This is a genomic window from Mycobacterium persicum (genome assembly GCF_002086675.1).
GTDB classification, from domain to species: Bacteria; Actinomycetota; Actinomycetes; order Mycobacteriales; family Mycobacteriaceae; genus Mycobacterium; species Mycobacterium persicum.
Map to the genome: position 1 here is coordinate 16060 of NZ_MVIF01000053.1, position 21309 is coordinate 37368.

Annotated in this window: 16 protein-coding genes; 9 read left to right on the forward strand and 7 right to left on the reverse strand. The window is 65.9% G+C overall.

The window, feature by feature from the left end:
- Window positions 1-2 precede the first annotated feature (2 nt).
- Both aosR and clpS read right to left on the reverse strand, forming a co-directional pair.
- Complete coding sequence (aosR, locus tag BST40_RS16595; RefSeq protein ID WP_023366192.1) at window positions 3-590, reverse strand: oxidative stress transcriptional regulator AosR; 588 nt, start codon at window positions 588-590, stop codon at window positions 3-5.
- 24 nt (window positions 591-614) lie between these two features.
- Window positions 615-920: an ATP-dependent Clp protease adapter ClpS gene (gene clpS / locus BST40_RS16600; protein ID WP_036400296.1), complete on the reverse strand. Its 306-nt coding sequence runs from the start codon at window positions 918-920 to the stop codon at window positions 615-617.
- 66 nt (window positions 921-986) lie between these two features.
- Between clpS and BST40_RS16605 the strand changes: the two genes are divergently transcribed.
- Window positions 987-2303: a nicotinate phosphoribosyltransferase gene (locus BST40_RS16605; RefSeq protein WP_075547304.1), complete on the forward strand. Its 1317-nt coding sequence runs from the start codon at window positions 987-989 to the stop codon at window positions 2301-2303.
- A 34-nt stretch (window positions 2304-2337) separates the two neighbouring features.
- Entirely contained in the window at window positions 2338-4323 is a 1986-nt protein-coding gene (locus BST40_RS16610) for an ATP-dependent DNA helicase (protein WP_089025179.1), read from the forward strand.
- On the opposite strand, the gene glgP is transcribed toward BST40_RS16610, so the two are convergent.
- Window positions 4324-6927: an alpha-glucan family phosphorylase gene (gene glgP, locus BST40_RS16615; RefSeq protein WP_075547306.1), complete on the reverse strand. Its 2604-nt coding sequence runs from the start codon at window positions 6925-6927 to the stop codon at window positions 4324-4326. It abuts the gene before it with no gap.
- 254 nt (window positions 6928-7181) lie between these two features.
- Here glgP and BST40_RS16620 point away from each other — a divergent pair, with 254 nt between their 5' ends.
- Together BST40_RS16620 and glgB are read left to right on the forward strand one after the other, a co-directional pair.
- A complete protein-coding gene (locus BST40_RS16620) occupies window positions 7182-9269 on the forward strand; it encodes an alpha-1,4-glucan--maltose-1-phosphate maltosyltransferase (RefSeq protein WP_075547307.1) in 2088 nt (695 codons plus the stop codon).
- A 5-nt stretch (window positions 9270-9274) separates the two neighbouring features.
- Window positions 9275-11482: a 1,4-alpha-glucan branching protein GlgB gene (gene glgB / locus BST40_RS16625; RefSeq protein WP_083154836.1), complete on the forward strand. Its 2208-nt coding sequence runs from the start codon at window positions 9275-9277 to the stop codon at window positions 11480-11482.
- A gap of 11 nt (window positions 11483-11493) precedes the next feature.
- Here the strand turns inward: glgB and BST40_RS16630 are convergent, their stop codons facing one another.
- Window positions 11494-12408: a thioredoxin family protein gene (locus BST40_RS16630; protein ID WP_083154838.1), complete on the reverse strand. Its 915-nt coding sequence runs from the start codon at window positions 12406-12408 to the stop codon at window positions 11494-11496.
- Window positions 12409-12586: 178 nt separating this feature from the next.
- Window positions 12587-13780, reverse strand: coding sequence for an acetyl-CoA C-acetyltransferase (locus BST40_RS16635; protein WP_075547309.1), 1194 nt, complete (start codon window positions 13778-13780; stop codon window positions 12587-12589).
- 82 nt (window positions 13781-13862) lie between these two features.
- Here BST40_RS16635 and mce point away from each other — a divergent pair, with 82 nt between their 5' ends.
- Window positions 13863-14324, forward strand: a complete 462-nt coding sequence (mce, locus tag BST40_RS16640) for a methylmalonyl-CoA epimerase (RefSeq protein ID WP_075547310.1) — start codon at window positions 13863-13865, stop codon at window positions 14322-14324.
- A 9-nt stretch (window positions 14325-14333) separates the two neighbouring features.
- Here mce and BST40_RS31745 read toward each other — a convergent pair whose 3' ends face one another.
- Window positions 14334-14627: a hypothetical protein gene (locus BST40_RS31745; RefSeq protein ID WP_082275424.1), complete on the reverse strand. Its 294-nt coding sequence runs from the start codon at window positions 14625-14627 to the stop codon at window positions 14334-14336.
- A gap of 22 nt (window positions 14628-14649) precedes the next feature.
- Window positions 14650-15321 (reverse strand): endonuclease NucS, encoded by a 672-nt coding sequence (gene nucS, locus BST40_RS16650; protein WP_075547340.1) that lies wholly within the window; start codon window positions 15319-15321, stop codon window positions 14650-14652.
- Window positions 15322-15605: 284 nt separating this feature from the next.
- Here nucS and BST40_RS16655 point away from each other — a divergent pair, with 284 nt between their 5' ends.
- From BST40_RS16655 to BST40_RS16670, 4 genes are all read left to right on the forward strand, one after another.
- Window positions 15606-17219 (forward strand): adenylate/guanylate cyclase domain-containing protein, encoded by a 1614-nt coding sequence (locus tag BST40_RS16655; RefSeq protein ID WP_075547311.1) that lies wholly within the window; start codon window positions 15606-15608, stop codon window positions 17217-17219.
- Between the two features lie 233 nt (window positions 17220-17452).
- On the forward strand, window positions 17453-19078 hold the full coding sequence (locus BST40_RS16660; protein WP_075547312.1) for an adenylate/guanylate cyclase domain-containing protein: 1626 nt from the start codon (window positions 17453-17455) through the stop codon (window positions 19076-19078).
- Between the two features lie 88 nt (window positions 19079-19166).
- Window positions 19167-20684 (forward strand): DNA-3-methyladenine glycosylase 2 family protein, encoded by a 1518-nt coding sequence (locus tag BST40_RS16665; protein WP_075547313.1) that lies wholly within the window; start codon window positions 19167-19169, stop codon window positions 20682-20684.
- On the forward strand, window positions 20681-21178 hold the full coding sequence (locus BST40_RS16670; RefSeq protein WP_075547314.1) for a methylated-DNA--[protein]-cysteine S-methyltransferase: 498 nt from the start codon (window positions 20681-20683) through the stop codon (window positions 21176-21178). The genes BST40_RS16665 and BST40_RS16670 overlap by 4 nt, the downstream gene beginning before the upstream one ends.
- The last annotated feature ends 131 nt before the right edge of the window (window positions 21179-21309 follow it).

The window sequence follows — 21309 nt, forward strand, 5'->3', positions numbered from 1 at the left end:
GATCATCCGGCGGGTTTACCCATCAGCACCAGGACGAGGTACTCCTGCAGAACCGTCAGCCATTGGTAGACGTCGTAATGCGCCGCCATGGGATGGTCGGCCGGCAGCCGCTCGGGCCCTTGCGGGCCGACGTTGAGCAGTACTCCAAGAGTCAGCCGCAAGTCGTTGACGGCAGCAACCCAGGCGTTGGCATCGGACTCAGTCAACTCGAACCGACCGCCGTTTTCCGGGACCGTCTGCAGCAACTGCTGTGCGGCACCGCGTTTGGCGTCGATGATCGCCGGCTCATGCAGACTGCGAAGGGCGGCGTTGAGCGTCTCGGAGGCATCGAGGGTCATCGGGTCGCCGGGATCCAGCTTGTAGAAATCCGGCAGCAGCCGACGCAGCGTCGGGTCACCCGGACGGTCGGAGTGCCCGGTCTTTATGCCGGTAATCTCTTCGAGTTCGTCTGTCGGAGTGGTCGATTCGCGTTCGTCGAACAGCCCGACCATCGCGCCGACCAGATTCTTGAGCAGGGCTGCCTCGTGGGGAGCCAAGGCGGACCGAAAACGAGGGCCGTTGCGGGTTTCGACGCGCTTCCATTTGCGCACGCTGGATCCGGATACCCTCGAAGCTCACCGGTCCTGCTGCATCGTCGCCCATAATCCGGCGGCGTGCAGTTTGGACACATCGACCTCCATGGCTTCCCGGCTGCCGGCCGAGACCACTGCCTTTCCCTCGTTGTGCACCTGCAGCATCAGCGTGGTGGCATGCGGCTCGCTGTAGCCGAACAACTTTTGGAACACGTACGTCACATAGCTCATCAAGTTGACCGGGTCGTCCCAGACGATGGTCACCCACGGACTGGCCGTCACATCGACCGGCGCGGACTCGCGTTGCCCGGTCGATCCGGGCTTGGCGGGCGCTGATGCAGCAACCATAGCCATAGGATAGCGAGCCACTGCGGTGGATACCGAGACCCCGACGCGAACCGATACGGTTGCGGGGTGAATGACTCGGTCCCCGCTGGGCTCCTGACCGACAAGTACGAGCTGACCATGCTGGCGGCCGCGCTGCGCGACGGCACAGCCAATCGCCGGACCACGTGGGAGGTGTTCGCCCGCCGGCTTCCCGCGGGCCGCCGGTACGGGGTGGTGGCCGGAACCGGTCGACTGCTGGAGCTGTTGCCGCAGTTCAGGTTCGACGACGAGGCGTGCGAGTTACTGGCCCACTTCCTCGACCCTGAGACCCTGGGTTACCTCCGGGATTTTCGCTTCTGCGGCGATATCGACGGCTACCCGGAAGGCGAACTGTACTTCCCCGGTTCCCCGGTGCTCTCGGTGCACGGCAGTTTCGCCGAATGCGTGCTGCTGGAAACGCTGGTGCTGTCGATCTTCAACCACGACACGGCGATCGCGTCCGCGGCGGCGCGGATGGTCAGCGCCGCCGGCGGCCGCCCGTTGGTCGAAATGGGCACCCGCCGGACACATGAGCGCGCCGCGGTCGCCGCCGCCCGGGCCGCTTATCTCGCGGGCTTCGCCGGCTCGTCCAATCTGGAAGCCCGGCGACGCTACGGGATACCCACCGAAGGCACCGCGGCCCACGCGTTCACGATGCTTTATGCGCACCGGGACAGTCCCTCGGCTACGTCAGAGTTGGCCGCGTTCCGCGCCCAGGTCGAGGCGCTGGGCCCGGACACGACGCTGCTCGTCGACACCTACGACGTGACGACCGGTATCGCCAACGCTGTCGCTGCCGCCGGTACCGGGCTCGGCGCGGTCCGCATCGACTCCGGCGAGTTGGGCGTGCTGGCCCGCCAAGCCCGCGAGCAGCTCGACCAACTCGGCGCCAACAAGACCCGCATCATGGTGTCCGGCGATCTCGACGAGTTCGCCATCGCGGCGCTGCGCGCGGAGCCGGTTGATAGTTACGGCGTCGGGACGTCGCTGGTCACCGGCTCGGGTGCGCCGACCGCGAACATGGTCTACAAACTGGTCGAGGTCGACGGCATGCCCGTGCAAAAACGCAGCAGCCACAAGGAATCCCGAGGCGGCCGCAAAGAAGCGCTGCGGCTGTCGAAGCCCACGGGCACCATCACCGAGGAAATCGTGCATCCGGCGGGGCGCCCTCCGACCACCACCGAGCCGCACCGAGTGTTGACCACCCCGCTGGTTCGCGGCGGAGATGTGGTAGCCGATACGGGTAGCGCTGCGCTGGCGTCGGCCCGCAAGCTCGTCGCGTCGGGGTTGCACAGCCTGCCCTGGGAGGGACTGAAATTGGCGCCCGGCGACCCGGCCATCCCGACCCAGACGATCACGCCCTGAGATCCGATTCGACAAGGGAGTAACCACGCCTGAGGTGTCTGTTCCCGAGTTGCTGGCCGTCGCCGTGGCAGCCCTGGGCGGCAGCGAACGCCGCGGCCAGCTGGAGATGGCCAATGCCGTGGCACAGGCTTTCGCGACCGGCCAGCACCTCGTCGTCCAGGCCGGCACCGGCACCGGTAAGTCCCTGGCATACCTGATTCCGGCGATTGTCCGTGCGGTCGGCGACGACGAGCCCGTCGTGGTGTCGACCGCAACGATCGCCCTGCAGCGGCAACTCGTCGATCGCGACCTACCCCGGCTCGCCGATGCGCTCACGGCTTCCCTGCCCCGCCGGCCGCAATTCGCATTGCTCAAAGGGCGAGGAAACTATCTGTGCCTCAACAAGGTTCACAACGGCGGCGCGGACGTCGACGCGGCCGGCGAGCCGCAGGAGGAACTCTTCAACCCCATGGCCGTGACCGCGCTGGGCCGTAACGTGCAACGGCTCACCGAATGGGCGACCACAACCGGCACCGGAGACCGCGACGACCTCAAACCCGGCGTGGCCGATCGGTCGTGGTCGCAGGTCAGCGTCTCCGCGCGGGAATGCCTCGGCGTGGCCCGCTGCCCGTATGGCTCCGAGTGCTTCTCCGAACGGGCACGCGCCCGGGCGGGTTCCGCCGATATCGTCGTCACCAATCATGCGTTGCTGGCCGTCGACGCCGTTGCTGAATCCTCGGTGCTGCCCGAACACCGGCTCTTGGTGGTCGACGAGGCGCACGAGCTGGCCGACCGGGTGACCTCGGTGGCCACCGCGGAGCTGACGTCGGCAACCCTCGGTGTGGCCGCGCGGCGGATCGCCCGGCTGGTCGCCCCGGAGGTGCTGGAGCGGTTGGAAGCGGCGTCGGCGACCTTCGCCTCGACGATCCACGACGCGCCACCCGGGCGCATCGATTACCTCGACGACGAGTTGGCGACATACCTGACGGCGCTACGGGACGCGGCCGGTGCAGCCCGCTCGGCGATCGACAGCACCAGCGACGCGAAGGCGGCGTCAGCCCGCGCCGAAGCCGCGGCGGCCCTGACCGAGATTTCCAATACCGCGTCGCGGATACTGACGTCCTTCGCACCGGCGATCCCCGACCGCACCGACGTGGTCTGGCTCGACCATGAGGAGAACCGCGGTTCGCCCCGCAGCGTGCTGCGGGTGGCTCCGCTGTCGGTCGCCAATCTGCTGGCCACTGCCATATTCGCCCGTTCGACGACGGTGCTGACCTCGGCGACGCTGGCAATCGGTGGGACCTTCGACGCGATGGCGGCGTCCTGGGGCCTGACGTCAGACAGATCCTCGGACAAGCCTTCGGACACACCGTGGCGCGGGCTGGACGTGGGATCGCCCTTCCACCATGCGAAGTCGGGAATCCTCTACGTGGCGGCCCATCTTCCGCCGCCCGGCCGGGACGGGACCGGGTCGGTCGAGCAGCTGACCGAAATCGCCGAACTCGTCGCCGCAGCCGGCGGGCGGACCCTTGGCCTGTTCTCCTCGATGCGCGCGGCGCGCGCCGCCGCCGAAGCCATGCGCGAACGGCTTTCCACACCGGTGTTGTGCCAGGGCGACGACAGCACCTCCGCGCTGGTCGAGCAGTTCACCGCCGACGCCGCCACCTCGCTGTTCGGCACCCTGTCGTTGTGGCAGGGCGTCGATGTACCCGGACCGTCGCTGTCGTTGGTCCTGATCGACCGCATCCCGTTTCCACGTCCGGACGACCCACTGCTGAGCGCCCGCCAGCGGGCAGTGGCGGCTCGCGGCGGCAACGGTTTCATGACGGTCGCCGCCAATCATGCGGCGCTGCTGCTGGCGCAGGGCGCGGGTCGGCTGTTGCGCGGGGTCAGCGACCGTGGGGTGGTGGCGGTGCTGGATTCGCGAATGGCGACCGCCCGCTACGGGGACTACCTGCGAGCCTCGCTGCCCCCGTTCTGGCAGCCCACCAACCCAGCCCAGGTCCGCGCGGCGCTGCAGCGACTGTCGGCCGCCGGCTGATCAGCCCCCGGCCAGGGTCACCAGCCCCAGCTCGTTGCCGGCGGCCAGCATCGGATGGCGAGGCAGCACTCGCACGGTGTAGCCGACGGCCCCCGCCAGCGGCAGCGGGGTTGTCGTCGAGAAGATGTGGCTCACACCGTCGGTACCGGTATGCGACATTTCGACGGTGCTCGGGTCCAGCAGCACATCGCCGGGGTCGACCCTGCCCAGCACTGCTTGGACGGTCACCTCGTCCGGTTGCAGGCCGGCCAGTTGCACGATGGCGGTCAAGGTCAGCTTCGAGCCGAGCAGCGGAGTATCAGGCAGCCCGGCGCTGTCCACGTCGGTGATCTCGATCCGCGGCCACGCCGCCTCGGCGCGCCGCCGGTAGGCGGCCAGCTCACGGGCCCCGGCGAACTCGGTGCCGTCACCCGCAACACCGATGGTCCTACGCCACGATTGCGCCGCCGGAGCGTAGTAGTGCTGGACGTAGTCGCGCACCATGCGTGAAGCCAGCACTTTCGGTCCCAGGGTCTGCAGGGTGTGCCGCACCATCTCCATCCATCGCGGCGGCACGCCGCGTTCGTCACGCTCGTAAAACTTCGGCGCCACCGCCTGCTCCAACAGGTTGTAGAGCCCATTGGACTCCAGGTCATCGCGTCGTTCCGGATCTGCCACGCCGTCGGCAGACGGTATCTCCCAGCCGTTTTCGCCGTCGTACCATTCGTCCCACCAGCCGTCGCGGACGGATAGATTCAGCCCCCCGTTGAGCGCGCTCTTCATCCCGGATGTTCCGCACGCTTCCAACGGCCGCAACGGGTTGTTCAGCCACACGTCGCAGCCCCAGTACAACAACCGGGCCATCGACATGTCGTAGTTGGGCAAGAAGGCGATGCGGTGGCGCACCTGCGGCCGGTCGGCGAACCGCACCACCTGCTGGATCAGCGCCTTTCCCCCGTCGTCGGCCGGATGCGACTTGCCTGCCACGATCAGCTGTATCGGCCGTTCGGGGTCCAACAGCAGCTTCTCGAGTCGATCCGGATCACGCAGCATCAGGGTCAGCCGCTTGTACGTCGGAACCCGGCGGGCAAACCCGATGGTCAACACGTTCGGATCGAAGGCCGTTGCGATCCAGCCCAATTCGGCTTCGGAGGCACCGCGTTCCAGCCATGATTGCCGCAGCCGCGCCCGCACGTCCTCCACCAGCAACGAGCGCAGCTGTGACCGGATCCACCACAGGTGGCCGGCATCCACCTGCTGTAACCGCAGCCAGACGGCGGGCTCTGCGAACGAGTCCGAACCGGCCAGTTCGCGGCCCAGCTCCAGCCATTGCGGCGCGGCCCAGCTGCGGGCGTGCACCCCGTTGGTGATCGACCCGATCGGGACTTCGTCGTGGTCGAATCCGGGCCACAGTTCGTTGAACATGGCCCGGCTGACCCTGCCGTGCAGCAGCGAGACACCGTTGGCCCGTTGCGCCAGCCGCAGCCCCATGTGGGCCATGTTGAACTTGGTGGGATCGTCCTCGGCGCCCAGTGCCAGGATGCGCTCGGTCGGCACGCCCGGCAGCAGCCCCGGCTCGCCATCGCCGAAGTAGCGCCGCACCATGTCCACCGGGAACCGGTCGATACCGGCGGGTACCGGAGTGTGCGTGGTGAACACCGTGCTGGACCGCACCACCGTCAGCGCGGTATCGAAGTCCAATCCCGAGTCGGTGATGAGTTCCCGGATGCGTTCGGCTCCCAGGAATCCGGCGTGGCCCTCGTTCATGTGGAATACCTCGGGGGCCGGCAATCCCTGGATGGCGGTGAACGCGCGAATCGCCCTTATCCCACCGATACCGGCCAAGATCTCCTGCTTGATCCGGTGTTCTTGGTCACCCCCGTAGAGGCGGTCGGTCACGCCGCGCAGCTCGTGCTCGTTTTCCGGAATATCGGAATCCAGCAGCAGCAGCGGCACCCGGCCCACCTGGGCAACCCAGATCCGGGCGCGCAGCTGCCCGGAATCCGGCACCGCCAGCTCGACCAGCACCGGATCACCGTTGGCGTCGGTAAGCAGGCGCAACGGCAGCCCATGCGGGTCCAGCGACGGATAGGTCTCCTGTTGCCAGCCGTCGGCGGTCAGCGACTGCCGAAAATATCCGGAGCGGTAGTACAGACCGACCGCGATCAGCGGCAGCCCCAGATCGGACGCGGCCTTGAGATGGTCGCCGGCCAGAATCCCAAGGCCGCCAGAGTAATTGGGCAGCACTTCGGCGATGCCGAACTCCATCGAGAAGTACCCGATGCTGGTGGGCAGGCTAGGCCCCGGTGCCCCGGGGACACCCGCCAGCTCGCGCTGCTGGTACCACAGTGGGCGGCTCAGGTAGTCGGCCAAGTCGGCCGCCTGCTCGTCGAGCCGGCGCAGGAATTCTTCGTCGAGCGCCAACTCGTCCAGGCGTGCCGGTTTGACCGCACCCAGCACCGCCACCGGGTCGTGGCAGCTAGCCCACAGTGCCGGGTCGATGCTCGCGAACAAGTCCTGGGTGGCCTTTTCCCAGGACCACCGCAGGTTGGTCGACAGCTGGTCCAGCGCGGCAAGACGGTCGGGCAGATGAGCACGGACGGTAAACCGGCGGAGGGCTTTCACGCGTCTTTACCTTACTGAGGATTCCGTTGGAAGCGGGCTACTCGGCGACAGGTCGGGCCCCGCCGGTGTGGCCGGACACTAGGGTGGGTATGGGGCGCTAAGACGAGCAGACAACGACACACGAAGGACACCCCGGTGACACCGCTGTTGCTCGTCCCCGGGGTGACGAGCCCAGGAACGGTCCGCAGGGCCAAGGGGGACGAGGTCGGGTTTCCCGCCTGCATGGGCGAGCCGCGAACAGAACGGAGTGATTGGTGCCCGGTCGTGTCGAGATCGATAACGTCCAGCCCGTCGTCTCATGTGGCGCCTACCCCGCCAAGGCGGTGGTGGGCGAGGTGGTGCCGGTCAGCGCCTCGGTATGGCGCGAGGGCCACGAAGCAGTGGCCGCGACCCTGGTCGTGCGCTACCTCGGCACGCGTTATCCGCTGGTCAGTGACGTACGCAGGGTCTCGGCGGTGCGAGCGCTGGAATCCGATGCGACCGCCAGGCCCGCCGAGCAGCAGCGCGTCAAACCACTGTTGTTCCCGATGACGATGGGCCAGGAGCCCTACGTCTTCCACGGCCAGTTCACCCCCGACAGCGCCGGATTGTGGACCTTCCGCGTCGACGGTTGGGGTGACCCGGTACACACCTGGCGTCATAGCCTGGTCGCCAAACTCGACGCAGGCCAAGGCGAAAAAGAATTGTCCAACGATTTGCTGATCGGCGCCGCGCTGCTCGAGCGCGCCGCCACCGGGGTGCCGCGCGCGCAACGCTGGCCGCTGATGGAGGCCGCTGCGGCGTTGCGGAATCCCGGTGACCCGGTGACCCGCTCCGCGCTGGCCCTGTCCCCGGAAATCGAAGATCTGCTCAAGGCTTATCCACTGCGGGATCTGGTTACCCGCGGCGACCAGTTCGGCGTCTGGGTCGACCGCCCGGTGGCCCGCTTCGGGGCGTGGTACGAGATGTTCCCGCGGTCCACCGGAGGTTGGGACGACGACGGCAAACCGGTACACGGCACCTTTGCCACCGCGGCGGCCGAACTGCCGCGCATCGCGCGGATGGGGTTCGACGTGGTGTACCTGCCGCCGATCCATCCGATCGGCAAGGTGCACCGCAAGGGCCGCAACAACAACCCCACCGCGGCACCCGGTGACGTGGGATCTCCGTGGGCGATCGGCAGCGACGAGGGCGGTCACGACGCCATCCACCCGAGCCTGGGCACCATCGACGATTTCGACGACTTCGTTGCCGCGGCGCGCGACCTGGGCATGGAGGTGGCACTGGACCTCGCCCTGCAATGCGCACCGGACCATCCGTGGGCCCGTGAACACCGCAACTGGTTCACCCAACTGCCGGACGGCACCATTGCCTACGCGGAGAACCCGCCGAAGAAATATCAGGACATCTATCCACTCAACTTCGACAACGACCCCGCGGGGCTCTACGACGAAGTGCTGCGCGTAGTACGACATTGGATCGACCACGGCGTCAAGTTCTTTCGGGTCGACAACCCGCACACCAAGCCACCCGACTTCTGGTCGTGGCTGATCGGTCAGGTCAAGACCATCCACCCCGACGTGTTGTTCTTGTCCGAGGCATTCACTCCCCCGGCCCGCCAGTACGGGCTGGCCAAACTGGGCTTCACGCAGTCCTACAGTTACTTCACCTGGCGCACGTCCAAGTGGGAGCTCACCGAATTCGGTAACGAGATCGCCGAATTCGCCGATTTTCGAAGGCCCAACCTCTTCGTCAACACTCCCGACATCCTGCACGCGGTCCTACAACACAACGGCCCGGGCATGTTCGCCATCCGCGCGGTGCTGGCTGCCACCATGGGTCCGGCCTGGGGCGTGTACTCCGGTTACGAGCTGTTCGAGCACCGGGCGGTGCGGGAAGGCAGCGAGGAATACCTGGACTCGGAAAAATACGAGCTGCGTCCCCGTGACTTCGCGGGCGCGCTCGCCGAAGGCAGGTCACTGGAGCCATTCATCACGCAGCTCAACGCAATTCGACGACTGCATCCCGCGTTGCAGCAGTTACGCACCATTCATTTCCATCACGTCGACAACGAGGCGATGCTGGCCTATAGCAAGTTCGACCCGGCAACCGGCGACTGTGTCCTGGTGGTGCTCACGCTCAACGCCCTCGGACCCGAGGAAGCAACCCTGTGGCTGGACATGGCGGCGCTGGGTATGGAGCCCTACGAGCGGTTTTGGGTCCGCGACGAGATAACCGGCCAGGAATTCAATTGGGGGCAAGCAAATTATGTTCGCATCGACCCGGCGCAAGCAGTCGCCCACGTCATCAACATGCCACTCATTCCGGAGGAAGCCCGAGTCACACTGCTGCGCAGGAGGTGAGCGACGTGAGTAGATCCAAGAGCCGAACCGATCAACTGCCCGGGACACACTTGGCGCCTGACCCCGCCGAGCTGGCGCGCCTGGTGGCCGGCGCCCACCACAACCCGCACAGCATTCTGGGCGCCCACGAATACGGCGACCACACGGTTATCCGGGCATTTCGTCCACACGCGGTCAGCGTCGTCGCGCTCGTCGGCGACGACCAGTTGCCGATGCAGCACATCGACGCCGGGCTGTTCGCGGTGGCCCTGCCGTTCGTCAACTTGATCGATTACCGGTTGCAGGTCAGTTACGAGGGCGCTGACCCCTATACCGTCGCCGACGCTTACCGCTTTCTGCCCACCCTGGGTGAAGTCGACCTGCATCTGTTCGCCGAGGGCCGCCACGAGCGACTCTGGGAAGTCCTCGGCGCTCATCCCCGCTCGTTCACCACGGCCGACGGTGTCGTCGAGGGCGCGTCGTTCGCGGTGTGGGCCCCCAACGCCAAGGGCGTCAGCCTGATCGGTGATTTCAACGGCTGGACCGGAAACGACGCGCCGATGCGCGTGCTGGGTTCCTCGGGAGTGTGGGAGTTGTTCTGGCCAGGTTTCCCGGACGACGGCCTCTACAAGTTTCGGGTACACGGCGCCGACGGCGTCGTGACCGATCGGGCCGACCCGTTCGCGTTCGGCGCGGAGGTGCCGCCCCAGACGGCATCGCGGGTGACGGTGAGCGACTACACCTGGGCCGACGCCGACTGGATGACCCGGCGCGCCCAGCGCAACCCGGTGTTCGAGCCGATGAGCACCTACGAAGTCCACCTGGGCTCCTGGCGTCCCGGACTCAGCTACCGCCAGCTTGCCCGGGAGCTGACCGATTACGTGGTGGCACAAGGGTTTACCCATGTGGAACTGCTGCCCGTGGCCGAACACCCGTTCGCCGGATCATGGGGATACCAGGTCACGTCGTATTACGCGCCGACATCGCGCTTCGGCACCGCCGACGATTTCCGGGCGCTGGTCGACGCCCTTCACCAAGCGGGCATCGGCGTCATCGTGGACTGGGTGCCGGCCCACTTCCCCAAGGACGCGTGGGCGCTCGGACGGTTCGACGGCACTCCGCTCTACGAGCATTCCGACCCCAAACGTGGCGAGCAACTAGACTGGGGCACTTATGTTTTCGACTTCGGACGGCCGGAGGTACGGAACTTCCTGGTGGCCAACGCGTTGTTTTGGCTCCAGGAATTCCACATCGACGGCCTGCGGGTGGACGCGGTGGCATCAATGCTCTACCTGGATTACTCGCGTCCCGAGGGCGGCTGGACCCCCAATATCTACGGCGGGCGGGAGAACCTGGAGGCGGTGCAGTTCCTGCAGGAGATGAACGCCACCGCGCACCGGGTAGCACCGGGCATCGTCACCATCGCCGAGGAGTCGACGTCGTGGCCAGGGGTAACCAGACCGACAAGCCTTGGCGGCCTCGGCTTTTCGATGAAATGGAACATGGGCTGGATGCACGACACGCTTGACTACATCAGTCGAGACCCGGTCTATCGCAGCTTTCACCACCATGAGATGACGTTCTCGATGCTGTATGCGTTCAGTGAGAACTACGTGCTGCCACTCAGCCACGACGAGGTGGTGCACGGCAAGGGGACGCTGTGGGGCCGGATGCCGGGAAACAATCACATGAAGGCCGCCGGGCTGCGCAGCCTGCTCGCCTACCAGTGGGCACACCCGGGCAAACAACTGTTGTTCATGGGCCAGGAATTCGGCCAGCGCGCCGAGTGGTCCGAGCAACACGGTCTGGACTGGTTCCAACTCGACGAACAAGGCTTCTCGAACGGCATTTTGCGACTGGTGCGCGACATCAACGAGATCTACCGCGGCCACCCGGCGCTGTGGAGCCAAGACGCCATTCCGGCAGGCTATTCCTGGATCGACGCCAACGATTCGGCCAACAACGTGTTGAGCTTCCTGCGCTACGGCAGCGACGGCTCGGTGATGGCGTGCGTGTTCAATTTCGCCGGCGCCGAGCACAGCGGCTACCGGCTGGGTCTGCCTTCGGCCGGCCGGTGGCGGGAAGTCCTCAACACCGACGCGACCTCCTACAACGGATCCGGAATCGGCAACCTCGGGGGCGTCGACGCCACTGACGACCCGTGGCATGGCCGCCCCGCGTCAGCGGTGTTGGTACTGCCGCCCACGTCGGCGTTGTGGCTGGAGCCGGCTTAGCGGGAGCGGTCTCAATACAGGGCGTTGGCCAGATTGCGTCGGCCCGCGATGACCTCGGGGTCGGCGGGGTCGAACAGCTCGAATAGCTCGATCACCCTGGTGCGCACCCGGGTGCGCTCATCCCCTGATGTACGGCGCACCAGTGCGACCAGACGCTCGAACGCCCCGCTGACATCCTGATTGAGTATTTGCACGTCGGCGGCCGCAAACGCGGCCTCGATGTCATCCGGTGCCGCGTCGGCGACTCGGACGGCATCCGGTCGCTGTGCGGTTGCGCGAGTGAGGAAGTCGATCTGCCGGATCGCCGCCTTTGCTTCGGCATTGCCCGGCTCGGTATCCAGAATCGTCTGGTATGACTTCTTTGCGGAGTCGAAGTCGCCGGCCTCGAGTTGCGCACGGGCCTGCGCCACCGCAGGGTCGACTTCTGCGAACTCTCCCGAATCCGTTGGGCCCCTGAGCTTACCCGCAGTCGCCGACAGCAGCGAGTCCAGCCAGCGTCGTAGCTCACCGGCAGGCTGGGGGCCCTGGAAGCTCGAGATCGGCTGCGCCGCAGCCAAAGCCACCACGGTCGGCACCGCCTGGACGCCGAATATCTGAGCCACTCTGGGTGCAACGTCGACGTTGGCCGTCGCCAGCTGCCAGGTGCCCTGGTCGGTGGCGGCCAGGCCGGACAACGTGTCGAGCAGGTCGACGCACACGTCGCTGCGCGGCGACCACAGCAACACCACCACGGGCACCTCGTCGGAGCGGGCGATTACCTCGTCTTCGAAGTTGGTCTCACTGATCTCGACCACACCCGGCTGAGCAGACGGTGCCCGACCGGCGGCCCCGCCTGTTGCGGCGCTTTGTTGAGCTCGTTGCTTGAGGCCGGAAAGGTCGACCGCACCGGCCATGGCAGGCCCGATCGAAGGTCGGGGACGTGTCACGTCATCAAGTCTGTCACGCCGGGCCCGCCCGCCGTCCACCCGGTGGCGCCGAACGTCACATGTTGACGGAAATAGCCGCTGGAAACCCGGGGCAACAGCCGTGGGGAGCGGATATGACGAAAATCACATCAGCACCGGACGGGCCGATCCCAGCAACGTCGCACCACGGCTGCTGGCCCTAGCCGGCCCGCAAGATCAACGCGTCGCCCTGGCCTCCCGCGCCGCACAGGGCCGCAACCCCGTAACCCGAGCCGCGGCGGGCCAACTCGAGCGCCACGTGCAACGTGATGCGTGCTCCCGACATCCCGATGGGATGGCCGACGGCGATCGCTCCACCGTTGACATTGACCTTCTCGGGATCCACCCCCAGTTCCCTCGTCGAGGCCAGCGCGACCGCGGCGAATGCCTCGTTGATCTCGATGACATCGAGCTGGTCCGCCGCGATGCCCTCACGCTTGAGCGCCTTCTTGATCGCGTTGGCCGGCTGCGACTGCAGTGTCGAATCCGGGCCCGCCACGACTCCATGCGCACCGATCTCGACCAGCCACGAAAGTCCCAGCTCGCGGGCCTTTTCTTTGCTCATCACCACGACCGCGCAGGCGCCGTCGGAGATCTGCGACGCCGAGCCGGCGGTGATGGTGCCGTCCTTGCGAAACGCCGGCTTGAGGCCGGCCAAGGAATCGGCGGTCGTGTTGGCCCGGATGCCCTCGTCTTCGCTGAACTGCAGCGGATCACCTTTGCGCTGCGGAATGCTCACCGGCACCACTTCGTCGGCGAACACGCCGTCCTTCCATGCAGCGGCCGCTTTCTGGTGCGACTGAGCCGCGTACTCGTCCTGCTGCTGCCGGGTGAACTTGTCGACGTCGTTGCGTTGTTCGGTGAGCGCGCCCATCGGCTGGTCGGTGAACACGTCGTGCAGCCCGTCGTAGGCCATGTGGTCCAAGACGGTGACGTCGCCGTACTTGTAGCCGGCCCGGCTATCCATCAGCAGATGCGGCGCCTTCGTCATGGACTCCTGGCCCCCGGCAACCACCACGTCGAATTCTCCGGCCCGGATCAGCTGGTCAGCCAGCGCGATGGCGTCGATGCCCGACAAACACATCTTGTTGATGGTCAACGAGGGCACCTCCCAGCCGATACCCGCCGCGACCGCCGCCTGCCGTGCAGGCATCTGTCCTGCGCCCGCGGTGAGCACCTGGCCCATGATCACGTACTCGACCAGAGACGCCGGGTTTTCCACACCCGGGAAGGCCTTTTCCAAGGCGCCCCTGATGGCGATGGCGCCCAGGTCACTGGCGCTGAAATCCTTCAGCGATCCCATCAGCTTGCCGATCGGTGTCCGGGCTCCAGCAACGATCACCGACGTCGTCATGACTACCTCCTATGAGCATGGGAACGGCCGATCCAGCCAACCCGGAGAAGCAGATTCTTCTCCATGAGGTTACCGTTGTGTTATGACCACCGATCAAGTTGACGCCCGTCAGGTTGTGGCCACCTCACTGGTGACCGGGCTCGATCACGTCGGCATCGCCGTCGCCGACCTGGACGCGGCGATCGAGTGGTACCACGACCACCTCGGCATGATCCTCGTTCACGAGGAGGTCAACGACGACCAGGGGATCCGCGAGGCGATGCTTGCCGTCCCGGGCGAGCCACGGGCGGCGCAGATCCAATTGATGGCCCCGGTCGACGACTCATCGGTGATCGCAAAGTTTCTGGACAAGCGCGGGCCCGGCATCCAGCAGTTCGCTTGTCGGGTAGCTGATCTCGACGCCCTGAGCCAGCGGCTGCGCTCGCAGGGTGTCCGTCTCGTCTACGAGGCTCCCCGGCGTGGCACGGCGAATTCCCGAATCAACTTCATCCATCCCAAGGACGCTGGCGGCGTGCTGATCGAATTGGTCGAGCCGGCTCGCTAAGAGCCGCAGCTACGACCACTTTCGGGTTGGGCCACGAGTCCCCCGGCTGGCCCAGCAAGGGGTATGCCAGTGCCGCCGCTCCTCGATAGCTTCCGATCGATCAGCCGGCCACACCACCACATGTGAAGTCCCGGTACGGATTTCGTGATCACACCCGGGACATCGATAAGTCTTGACCGCTCGTGCCGCCGCGATCGCCCGGACTTCGTACAAGTAGCCATCCGGCCCGGTCTCGACCCGGCGCGGCATCGGCGATGGCGTGACCGGCCACTGCCGGTTTGGCGGTTTACGGCGCCGGGCCACCCCGCAAGTTTAGCCGTGACCCTCAGAACAGCCGGTACTCGTCGCTGTCCATGCCGCGCATCTGGTCGTAATCCAGTGTGAGGCAGCGGATGCCGCGGTCGGTGGCCAAGGTGCGGGCCTGCGGCTTGATATGTTGAGCGGCGAACACTCCCCTGACCGGCGCGAGCACGCTGTCGCGATTGAGCAACTCGAGATAACGGGTGAGCTGCTCGACTCCGTCGATCTCGCCCCGCCGCTTGATCTCCACCGCGACACAGCCCCCGCGCTCGTCGCGGCACAGCAGGTCGACCGGCCCGATCGCGGTCATGTACTCGCGACGGATCAGCGTGTACCCCTCACCCAGGATGTGAACGTGTTCGGCGAGCAACGCCTGCAGGTGGGCCTCCACGCCGTCCTTCACCAGTCCCGGGTCGGCGCCCAGCTCATGGCTCGAGTCGTGCTCGATCTCCTCGACGGTGATACGCAACTGTTCTCCGGATTTGTTGGTGACCACCCACACCGGCGATTCCGTGCCGGTCTCCTCGGTCAGCCAGCAGGGCGGACTCATCCAGTTCAACGGTTTGTAGGCGCGGTCGTCGGCGTGCACGCTGACCGACCCGTCGGCCTTGAACAACAGCAACCGGCGCGCGGAAGGCAGGTGCGCGGTAAGCCGGCCGACATAATCGACCGTGCATTGGGCAATGACGAGACGCATCGAAATTACCTTAGCCTCGGCCTGGCATTGGGTCACGGATTGGCCTGTGTGGATGCTGTTTTCGAAGATGCGACTTGTCCGGCCGGTGTCGCCGGGTTGGAGGGGTCCGTCCTGGATTGCGATGGTCGAGCGCCGTCGCGATCTCGCAGCTGGCGTTTTCGGGTTGCACTGCCGGCGAAACGCCTCTCCTGCAGGTCCGCAGCGAACCTCAGACAATTCGATCCTGACCTGCGGGACAAAAGAATTCAGTTAGAGCCGGTCCCACAACTTAGGCTGTTGCCACAATGTCGTCCCAGAAGGCCGTGGCGCAGCGCTTGGATCGGGTGCTTGATAAGGTGACCCGCTGGTACCGCTGGCCGTCAGAAACCCCTGCTTACGGGTCCCGGCTTCTCGGACGAGCATCGGAAAGCCAGCAACGTCAGCGGATACGTATCCAGGTGATGATGAGTGTCACCATTCTGGCCGCCCAATTGGTCGGGGTCACCATCGCGGCCCTGCTGCTGACGGTTGCCTTTCCGAAACCGAGCGTTATCTTCGACGCACCGCATTGGCTGTCCTTCGGGCTGGTCCCCACCTACAACGTGCTCGCTGTGGTGCTGGGCGCACTGTGGCTTACCCGGCAAACAACTCGCGCATTGCGATGGGCAATCGAGGAACGCAGACCCACCCCAGACGAGGCACGCGATATGTTCCGGATCCCGGCGCGGGTGTCGTTGGCGGTTCTTTTCGTATGGGGATTCGGGATGGCGTTGTGGACCACCCTCTACGGCATGGCCAACCCAGCGTTTATCCCGCGGTTCCTGTTTTCGATGAGCGTCGTCGGCGTTCTCGTGGCCACCAGCAGCTATTTGCTATCCGAATTTGCGCTGCGACCGGTGGCCGCCCGGGCGCTCGAAGTAGGACCAACGACGCGATCCCTGGTGTCAGGCATTATGGGTCGCACCATGGTGGTATGGCTGCTCTGTTCGGGCCTACCCAATACCGGTATTGCCCTCACCGCGCTGTTCGAGAATACGTTTTGGGAGCTCGAGAACGACGAATACATAATTTCAGTTCTGATCCTGTGGACGCCCGTTATGGTCTTCGGGTTCGTTCTGATGTGGATGCTTGCCTGGATGACAGCAGCACCAGTGGGCGTGGTGCGCGCGGCGCTCAAGCGCGTGGAGCAGGGCGACTTGGCTGGCGATCTGGTGGTGTTCGACGCCACCGAACTCGGCGAGCTGCAGCGTGGATTCAACGCGATGGTCCATGGCCTGCGCGAACGCGAGCGGGTGCGTGACCTCTTCGGCCGGCAGGTCGGCCGCGAGGTCGCCCTCGCCGCCGAACGCCAGCCGCCGAAACTTGGCGGTGAAGAGCGTCACGTCGCCGTGGTGTTCATCGATATCGTCGGCTCGACCAAGTTGGTGACTAGCCAGCCTCCCGCCGACGTCGTGCAGTTGCTGAATCGGTTTTTCGCAGTCGTCATCGACGAGATCGATCGCCATCGCGGCTTGGTCAACAAATTCCAGGGCGACGCGTCGCTTGCCATCTTCGGCGCCCCCAATCACCTTGACCGACCCGAAGACCAGGCGCTGGCCGCCGCACGGGCCATTGCCAAACGACTGGCCAAGGAAGTGCCCGAGTGCCCGGCGGGCATCGGCGTGGCATCCGGACAAGTGGTCGCCGGCAATGTCGGCGCCAACGAACGGTTCGAATACACGGTGATCGGCGAGCCGGTCAACCAGGCGGCCCGGCTTTGCGAACTGGCCAAATCACACCCGGGTCAATTGCTGGCTACCGCCGACACGGTGCGGGGCGCAACCGAACACGAGAGTTCCCTGTGGTCGCTGGGCGAGGTCGTGACACTTCGCGGGCACGACCAGCACACCCAGCTCGCGTCGCCGGTACAAGCCGGGTAACAAGACCGGACTGGAGCGACCCCAGCCGCCAACCGCCACTGCCGGCACTGCCGGATTTGTAGGCCGGATTCGGAGCTTCGAGATCGACGCCGCACCCGATCACCACATGAATCGCCGAGAACCGAAATGCCTACGGCCGCAGGTCGACACCTTGCCGGCGTCCGGACCGGCCCAAACCGACTCGGGGCCGCAGGTCAGCCACGCGAAAGATGCGAGATTAGACTGACGCCACAATGGTGGCCGAGGAAGGTATGGCGCAACGTTTGGGCCGGGTACTTGAGACGGTGACCCGTCAGAGCGGCCGGCTATCAGAGACCCCCGCCTACGGCTCCTGGCTGCTCGGCCGGGTATCGGAGGACCAACGGCGCCGGCGGATCCGCATCCAGGTCATCTTGACGGTGATGGTGGTGGCGGCAAACCTGATCGGGATAGCGGTCTCCATCCTGTTGGTCACGGTCGCGATTCCCGAGCCGAGTGTCTTTTCCGATGCCCCGTTATGGGTGTCGTTCGCCGTTGTGCCGGCCTACATCGTGGTCGCCTTGGCGCTCGGAGCGTATTGGATCACCCGACGAACGGTGATCGCGCTGCGCTGGGCAATCGAGGAACGCCCACCAACGCACGCCGACGAGCGCAACACCTTCCTGACTCCCTGGCGGGTCGCCATCGTCGACCTGATCCTCTGGGGAGTCGGCGCGGCGCTGCTGACGACGCTTTACGGCATGGCCAACACCGTATTCATCCCCCGCTTCCTCTTCGCGGTGACCATTTGCGGCCTCCTGGTCGCTACCGGGAGCTACCTGCTCACCGAGTTCGCATTGCGTCCGGTCGCAGCCCAGGCCCTCGAGGCGGGACCGCCGCCCCGACGACTGGCCTCGGGAATCATGGGGCGAACCATGATGGTCTGGCTGCTGGGATCGGGTGTTCCCATCGTCGGCATTGCCCTGATCGCGATCTTCCAGATCGAGATGCGGAATCTCACGCCGACCCAGTTCGCGGTCGGTGTGCTCATCGTGTCGATGGCAACATTGGTCTTCGGGTTTGTCCTGATGTGGATCTTGGCCTGGCTCACGGCGACACCGGTACGCGTGGTCCGCGCGGCACTGCAGCGCGTGGAACGAGGGGATCTCCGAGGCGACCTGGTGGTGTTCGACGGAACCGAGCTCGGTGAGCTGCAGCGTGGTTTCAACGCGATGGTCGACGGCTTGCGGGAGCGCGAGCGGGTGCGCGATCTGTTCGGCCGCCATGTCGGACGTGAGGTCGCGCTTGCCGCCGAGCGGGAGCGGCCGAAACTGGGCGGGGAGGAACGCCATGTCGCAGTGGTGTTCCTTGACATCATCGGCTCGACCAAGTTGGTGACCAGCCAACCCCCGGCCGAGGTCGTGCAGTTGCTCAACCGCTTCTTCGCAATCGTGGTCGAAGAGGTCGATCGCCATTGCGGACTGGTCAACAAGTTCGAGGGCGACGCCTCGCTGGCCATCTTCGGTGCCCCCAACTATCTCGACCGACCCGAAGACCAGGCGTTGGCCTGCGCGCGGACCATGGCTGAGCGGCTGGCCGAGGAAATGCGGGAGTGCCAGGCAGGCATCGGGGTGGCGTCCGGACAGGTGGTGGCCGGCAACGTGGGCTCCAAGGAGCGGTTCGAATACACCGTGATCGGCGAACCGGTGAACGAAGCCGCCCGACTGTGCGAACGCGCGAAATCACGCCCGGGCAAGTTACTGGCTTCGGCGCAAACCGTCGAGGCAGCGAGCGAAAGTGAGCGTGCCCATTGGACGTTGGGCAGGCACGTGAAGCTTCGTGGGCACAAGCAGCCGACTCGACTGGCATCGCCCGTGGAGCCGGCCAAGCCGGGGAAGTGAGCTCCGGCCACTCGCCCGGCCCGACTGTGCCCACTACGATGTCGCTTTCCCGCCAGCCATGTCGGTGATCAGGTGTAATTGTCGAACTGTGCACGACGATTTCGAACGTTGCTACCGAGCGGTCCAGGCTAAGGACGCCCGGTTCGACGGCTGGTTCGTGATCGCGGTCTTGACGACCCGGATCTACTGCCGGCCCAGTTGCCCGGTACGGCCGCCGTTCGCGCGCAATGTGCGGTTCCTGCCGACCGCGGCGGCGGCCCAACAGGAGGGCTTCCGGGCCTGCAAACGGTGCCGTCCTGACGCGTCTCCCGGTTCCCCGGAATGGAACATCCGCGGTGATGTGGTGGCCCGGGCAATGCGGCTGATCGGTGACGGCACGGTGGACCGCGAAGGCGTCACTGGACTGTCCGCACGTCTCGGTTACACCACCCGTCAGCTGCAGCGCCTGCTGCGGGCGGAGGTGGGCGCCGGCCCGCTGGCACTGGCCCGCGCACAACGGATGCAGACGGCCCGGGTGCTGATCGAGACCACCGATCTGCCGTTCAGTGAGGTGGCTTTTGCGGCCGGGTTTTCCAGCATCCGGCAATTCAACGACACTGTGCGCCTGGTCTGCGACAGCACGCCGACGGCGCTGCGCAAGCGTGCTGCCAGCCGGATGGGATCCGCCGAATCCGGGACCACTGTGCACCAGGGTGGCCCAGGTGCGATTTCCCTGCGCCTGCCGGTCCGCACACCATTCGCGTACGAGGGCGTCTTCGGTCATCTGGCCGCCGGCGCGGTCCCCGGCTGCGAAGAGGTCCGCGATGGCGCCTACCGACGCACGCTGCGCCTTTCCTTGGGCAGCGGCCTGGTCACCCTCACACCGGCACCCGATCATGTTCGCTGTCTGCTGGTGCTCGACGACTTCCGCGACCTCGCGGCCGCCACCGCACGGTGCCGTCGACTGCTGGACCTTGACGCCGATCCCGAGGCGGTGGTCGAGGCACTCAGCGGTGACCCGGCGTTGGCCCCAGCGGTCGCCAAAGCACCCGGACAGCGGATTCCGCGTACCGTCGATGAGGCTGAACTCGCCGTGCGGGCGGTGCTGGCTCAACAGGTTTCGACCAACGCCGCGCGGACCCACGCGGGCCGACTCGTGGCCGCCTACGGGCAACCGGTGCACGATGCAGCGGGCGCCCTGACCCACACCTTCCCGTCGGTGGAGCAGTTGTCGCAGATCGACCCCGTCCATCTGGCCGTCCCCAGGGCGCGTCGACGCACCCTCAGCGCGCTCGTCTGCGGCCTTGCTGACGGGAGGATCAGCCTGGACGCCGGTTGCGACTGGACGGAAGCGCGCAACCAGTTGCTGGCCGTGCCGGGCGTTGGCCCGTGGACGGCCGAGGTCGTCGCGATGCGCGGCCTGGGTGACCCGGACGCATTTCCTGTCGGTGACCTCGGTGTTCGGTTGGCTGCCAGGCAACTGGGCCTGCCCGAACAAGGGCGCGCTCTTTCCGAGCGAAGCGCCCGGTGGCGGCCCTGGCGGTCGTATGCCACACAGCATTTATGGACCACACTCGAGCACCCGGTAAACCGTTGGCCACTAAAACCTCCCAAGGAAGTCGCATGATTCATTACCGCACCATCCACAGTCCGATCGGACCGTTGACCTTGGCCGGGCGCGGCGCCGTATTGACCAACCTGCGGATGGTCGATCAAACCCATGAGCCGAACCGATCCGGTTGGTCACCGAATCAATGTGCCTTTCCAGCCGCGGTCGAACAGCTTGACGCCTATTTTGCCGGTGGCCTCCGCGATTTCGATGTCGACCTGGACCTGCGTGGCACAGAATTCCAGCAGCGGGTATGGAAGGCATTGCTGACGATTCCCTACGGGGAAACTCGATCCTATGGAGAAATCGCGCAACAGATCGGTGCCCCGGGCGCGGCCCGTGCCGTCGGCTTAGCCAACGGCCGGAATCCCATCGCCATCATCGTCCCGTGCCATCGGGTCATCGGGGCCACCGGAAAGCTCACCGGGTACGGGGGCGGGCTTGACCGAAAGCAAACATTGCTCGAGTTGGAGAAGAAACGTGTGTCGGTCAATTTGAGTTTGTTCGACTGACACGAATCTCGTGAATGCAAAAACACCCCCGAGACCGGGGGTGTTTTTGTATGTTCGGCGGTGTCCTACTTTTCCACCCGAGAAGGGCAGTATCATCGGCGCTGACAGGCTTAGCTTCCGGGTTCGGGATG

Bases quoted from the DNA above. Each gene is read 5' to 3' on its own strand.
- clpS (WP_036400296.1), bottom strand. From the start codon at position 920: ATGGTTGCTGCATCAGCGCCCGCCAAGCCCGGATCGACCGGGCAACGC.
- BST40_RS16635 (WP_075547309.1), bottom strand. From the start codon at position 13,780: ATGACGACGTCGGTGATCGTTGCTGGAGCCCGGACACCGATCGGCAAG.
- mce (WP_075547310.1), top strand. From the start codon at position 13,863: ATGACCACCGATCAAGTTGACGCCCGTCAGGTTGTGGCCACCTCACTG.
- nucS (WP_075547340.1), bottom strand. From the start codon at position 15,321: ATGCGTCTCGTCATTGCCCAATGCACGGTCGATTATGTCGGCCGGCTT.
- BST40_RS16655 (WP_075547311.1), top strand. From the start codon at position 15,606: ATGTCGTCCCAGAAGGCCGTGGCGCAGCGCTTGGATCGGGTGCTTGAT.
- BST40_RS16660 (WP_075547312.1), top strand. From the start codon at position 17,453: ATGGTGGCCGAGGAAGGTATGGCGCAACGTTTGGGCCGGGTACTTGAG.
- BST40_RS16670 (WP_075547314.1), top strand. From the start codon at position 20,681: ATGATTCATTACCGCACCATCCACAGTCCGATCGGACCGTTGACCTTG.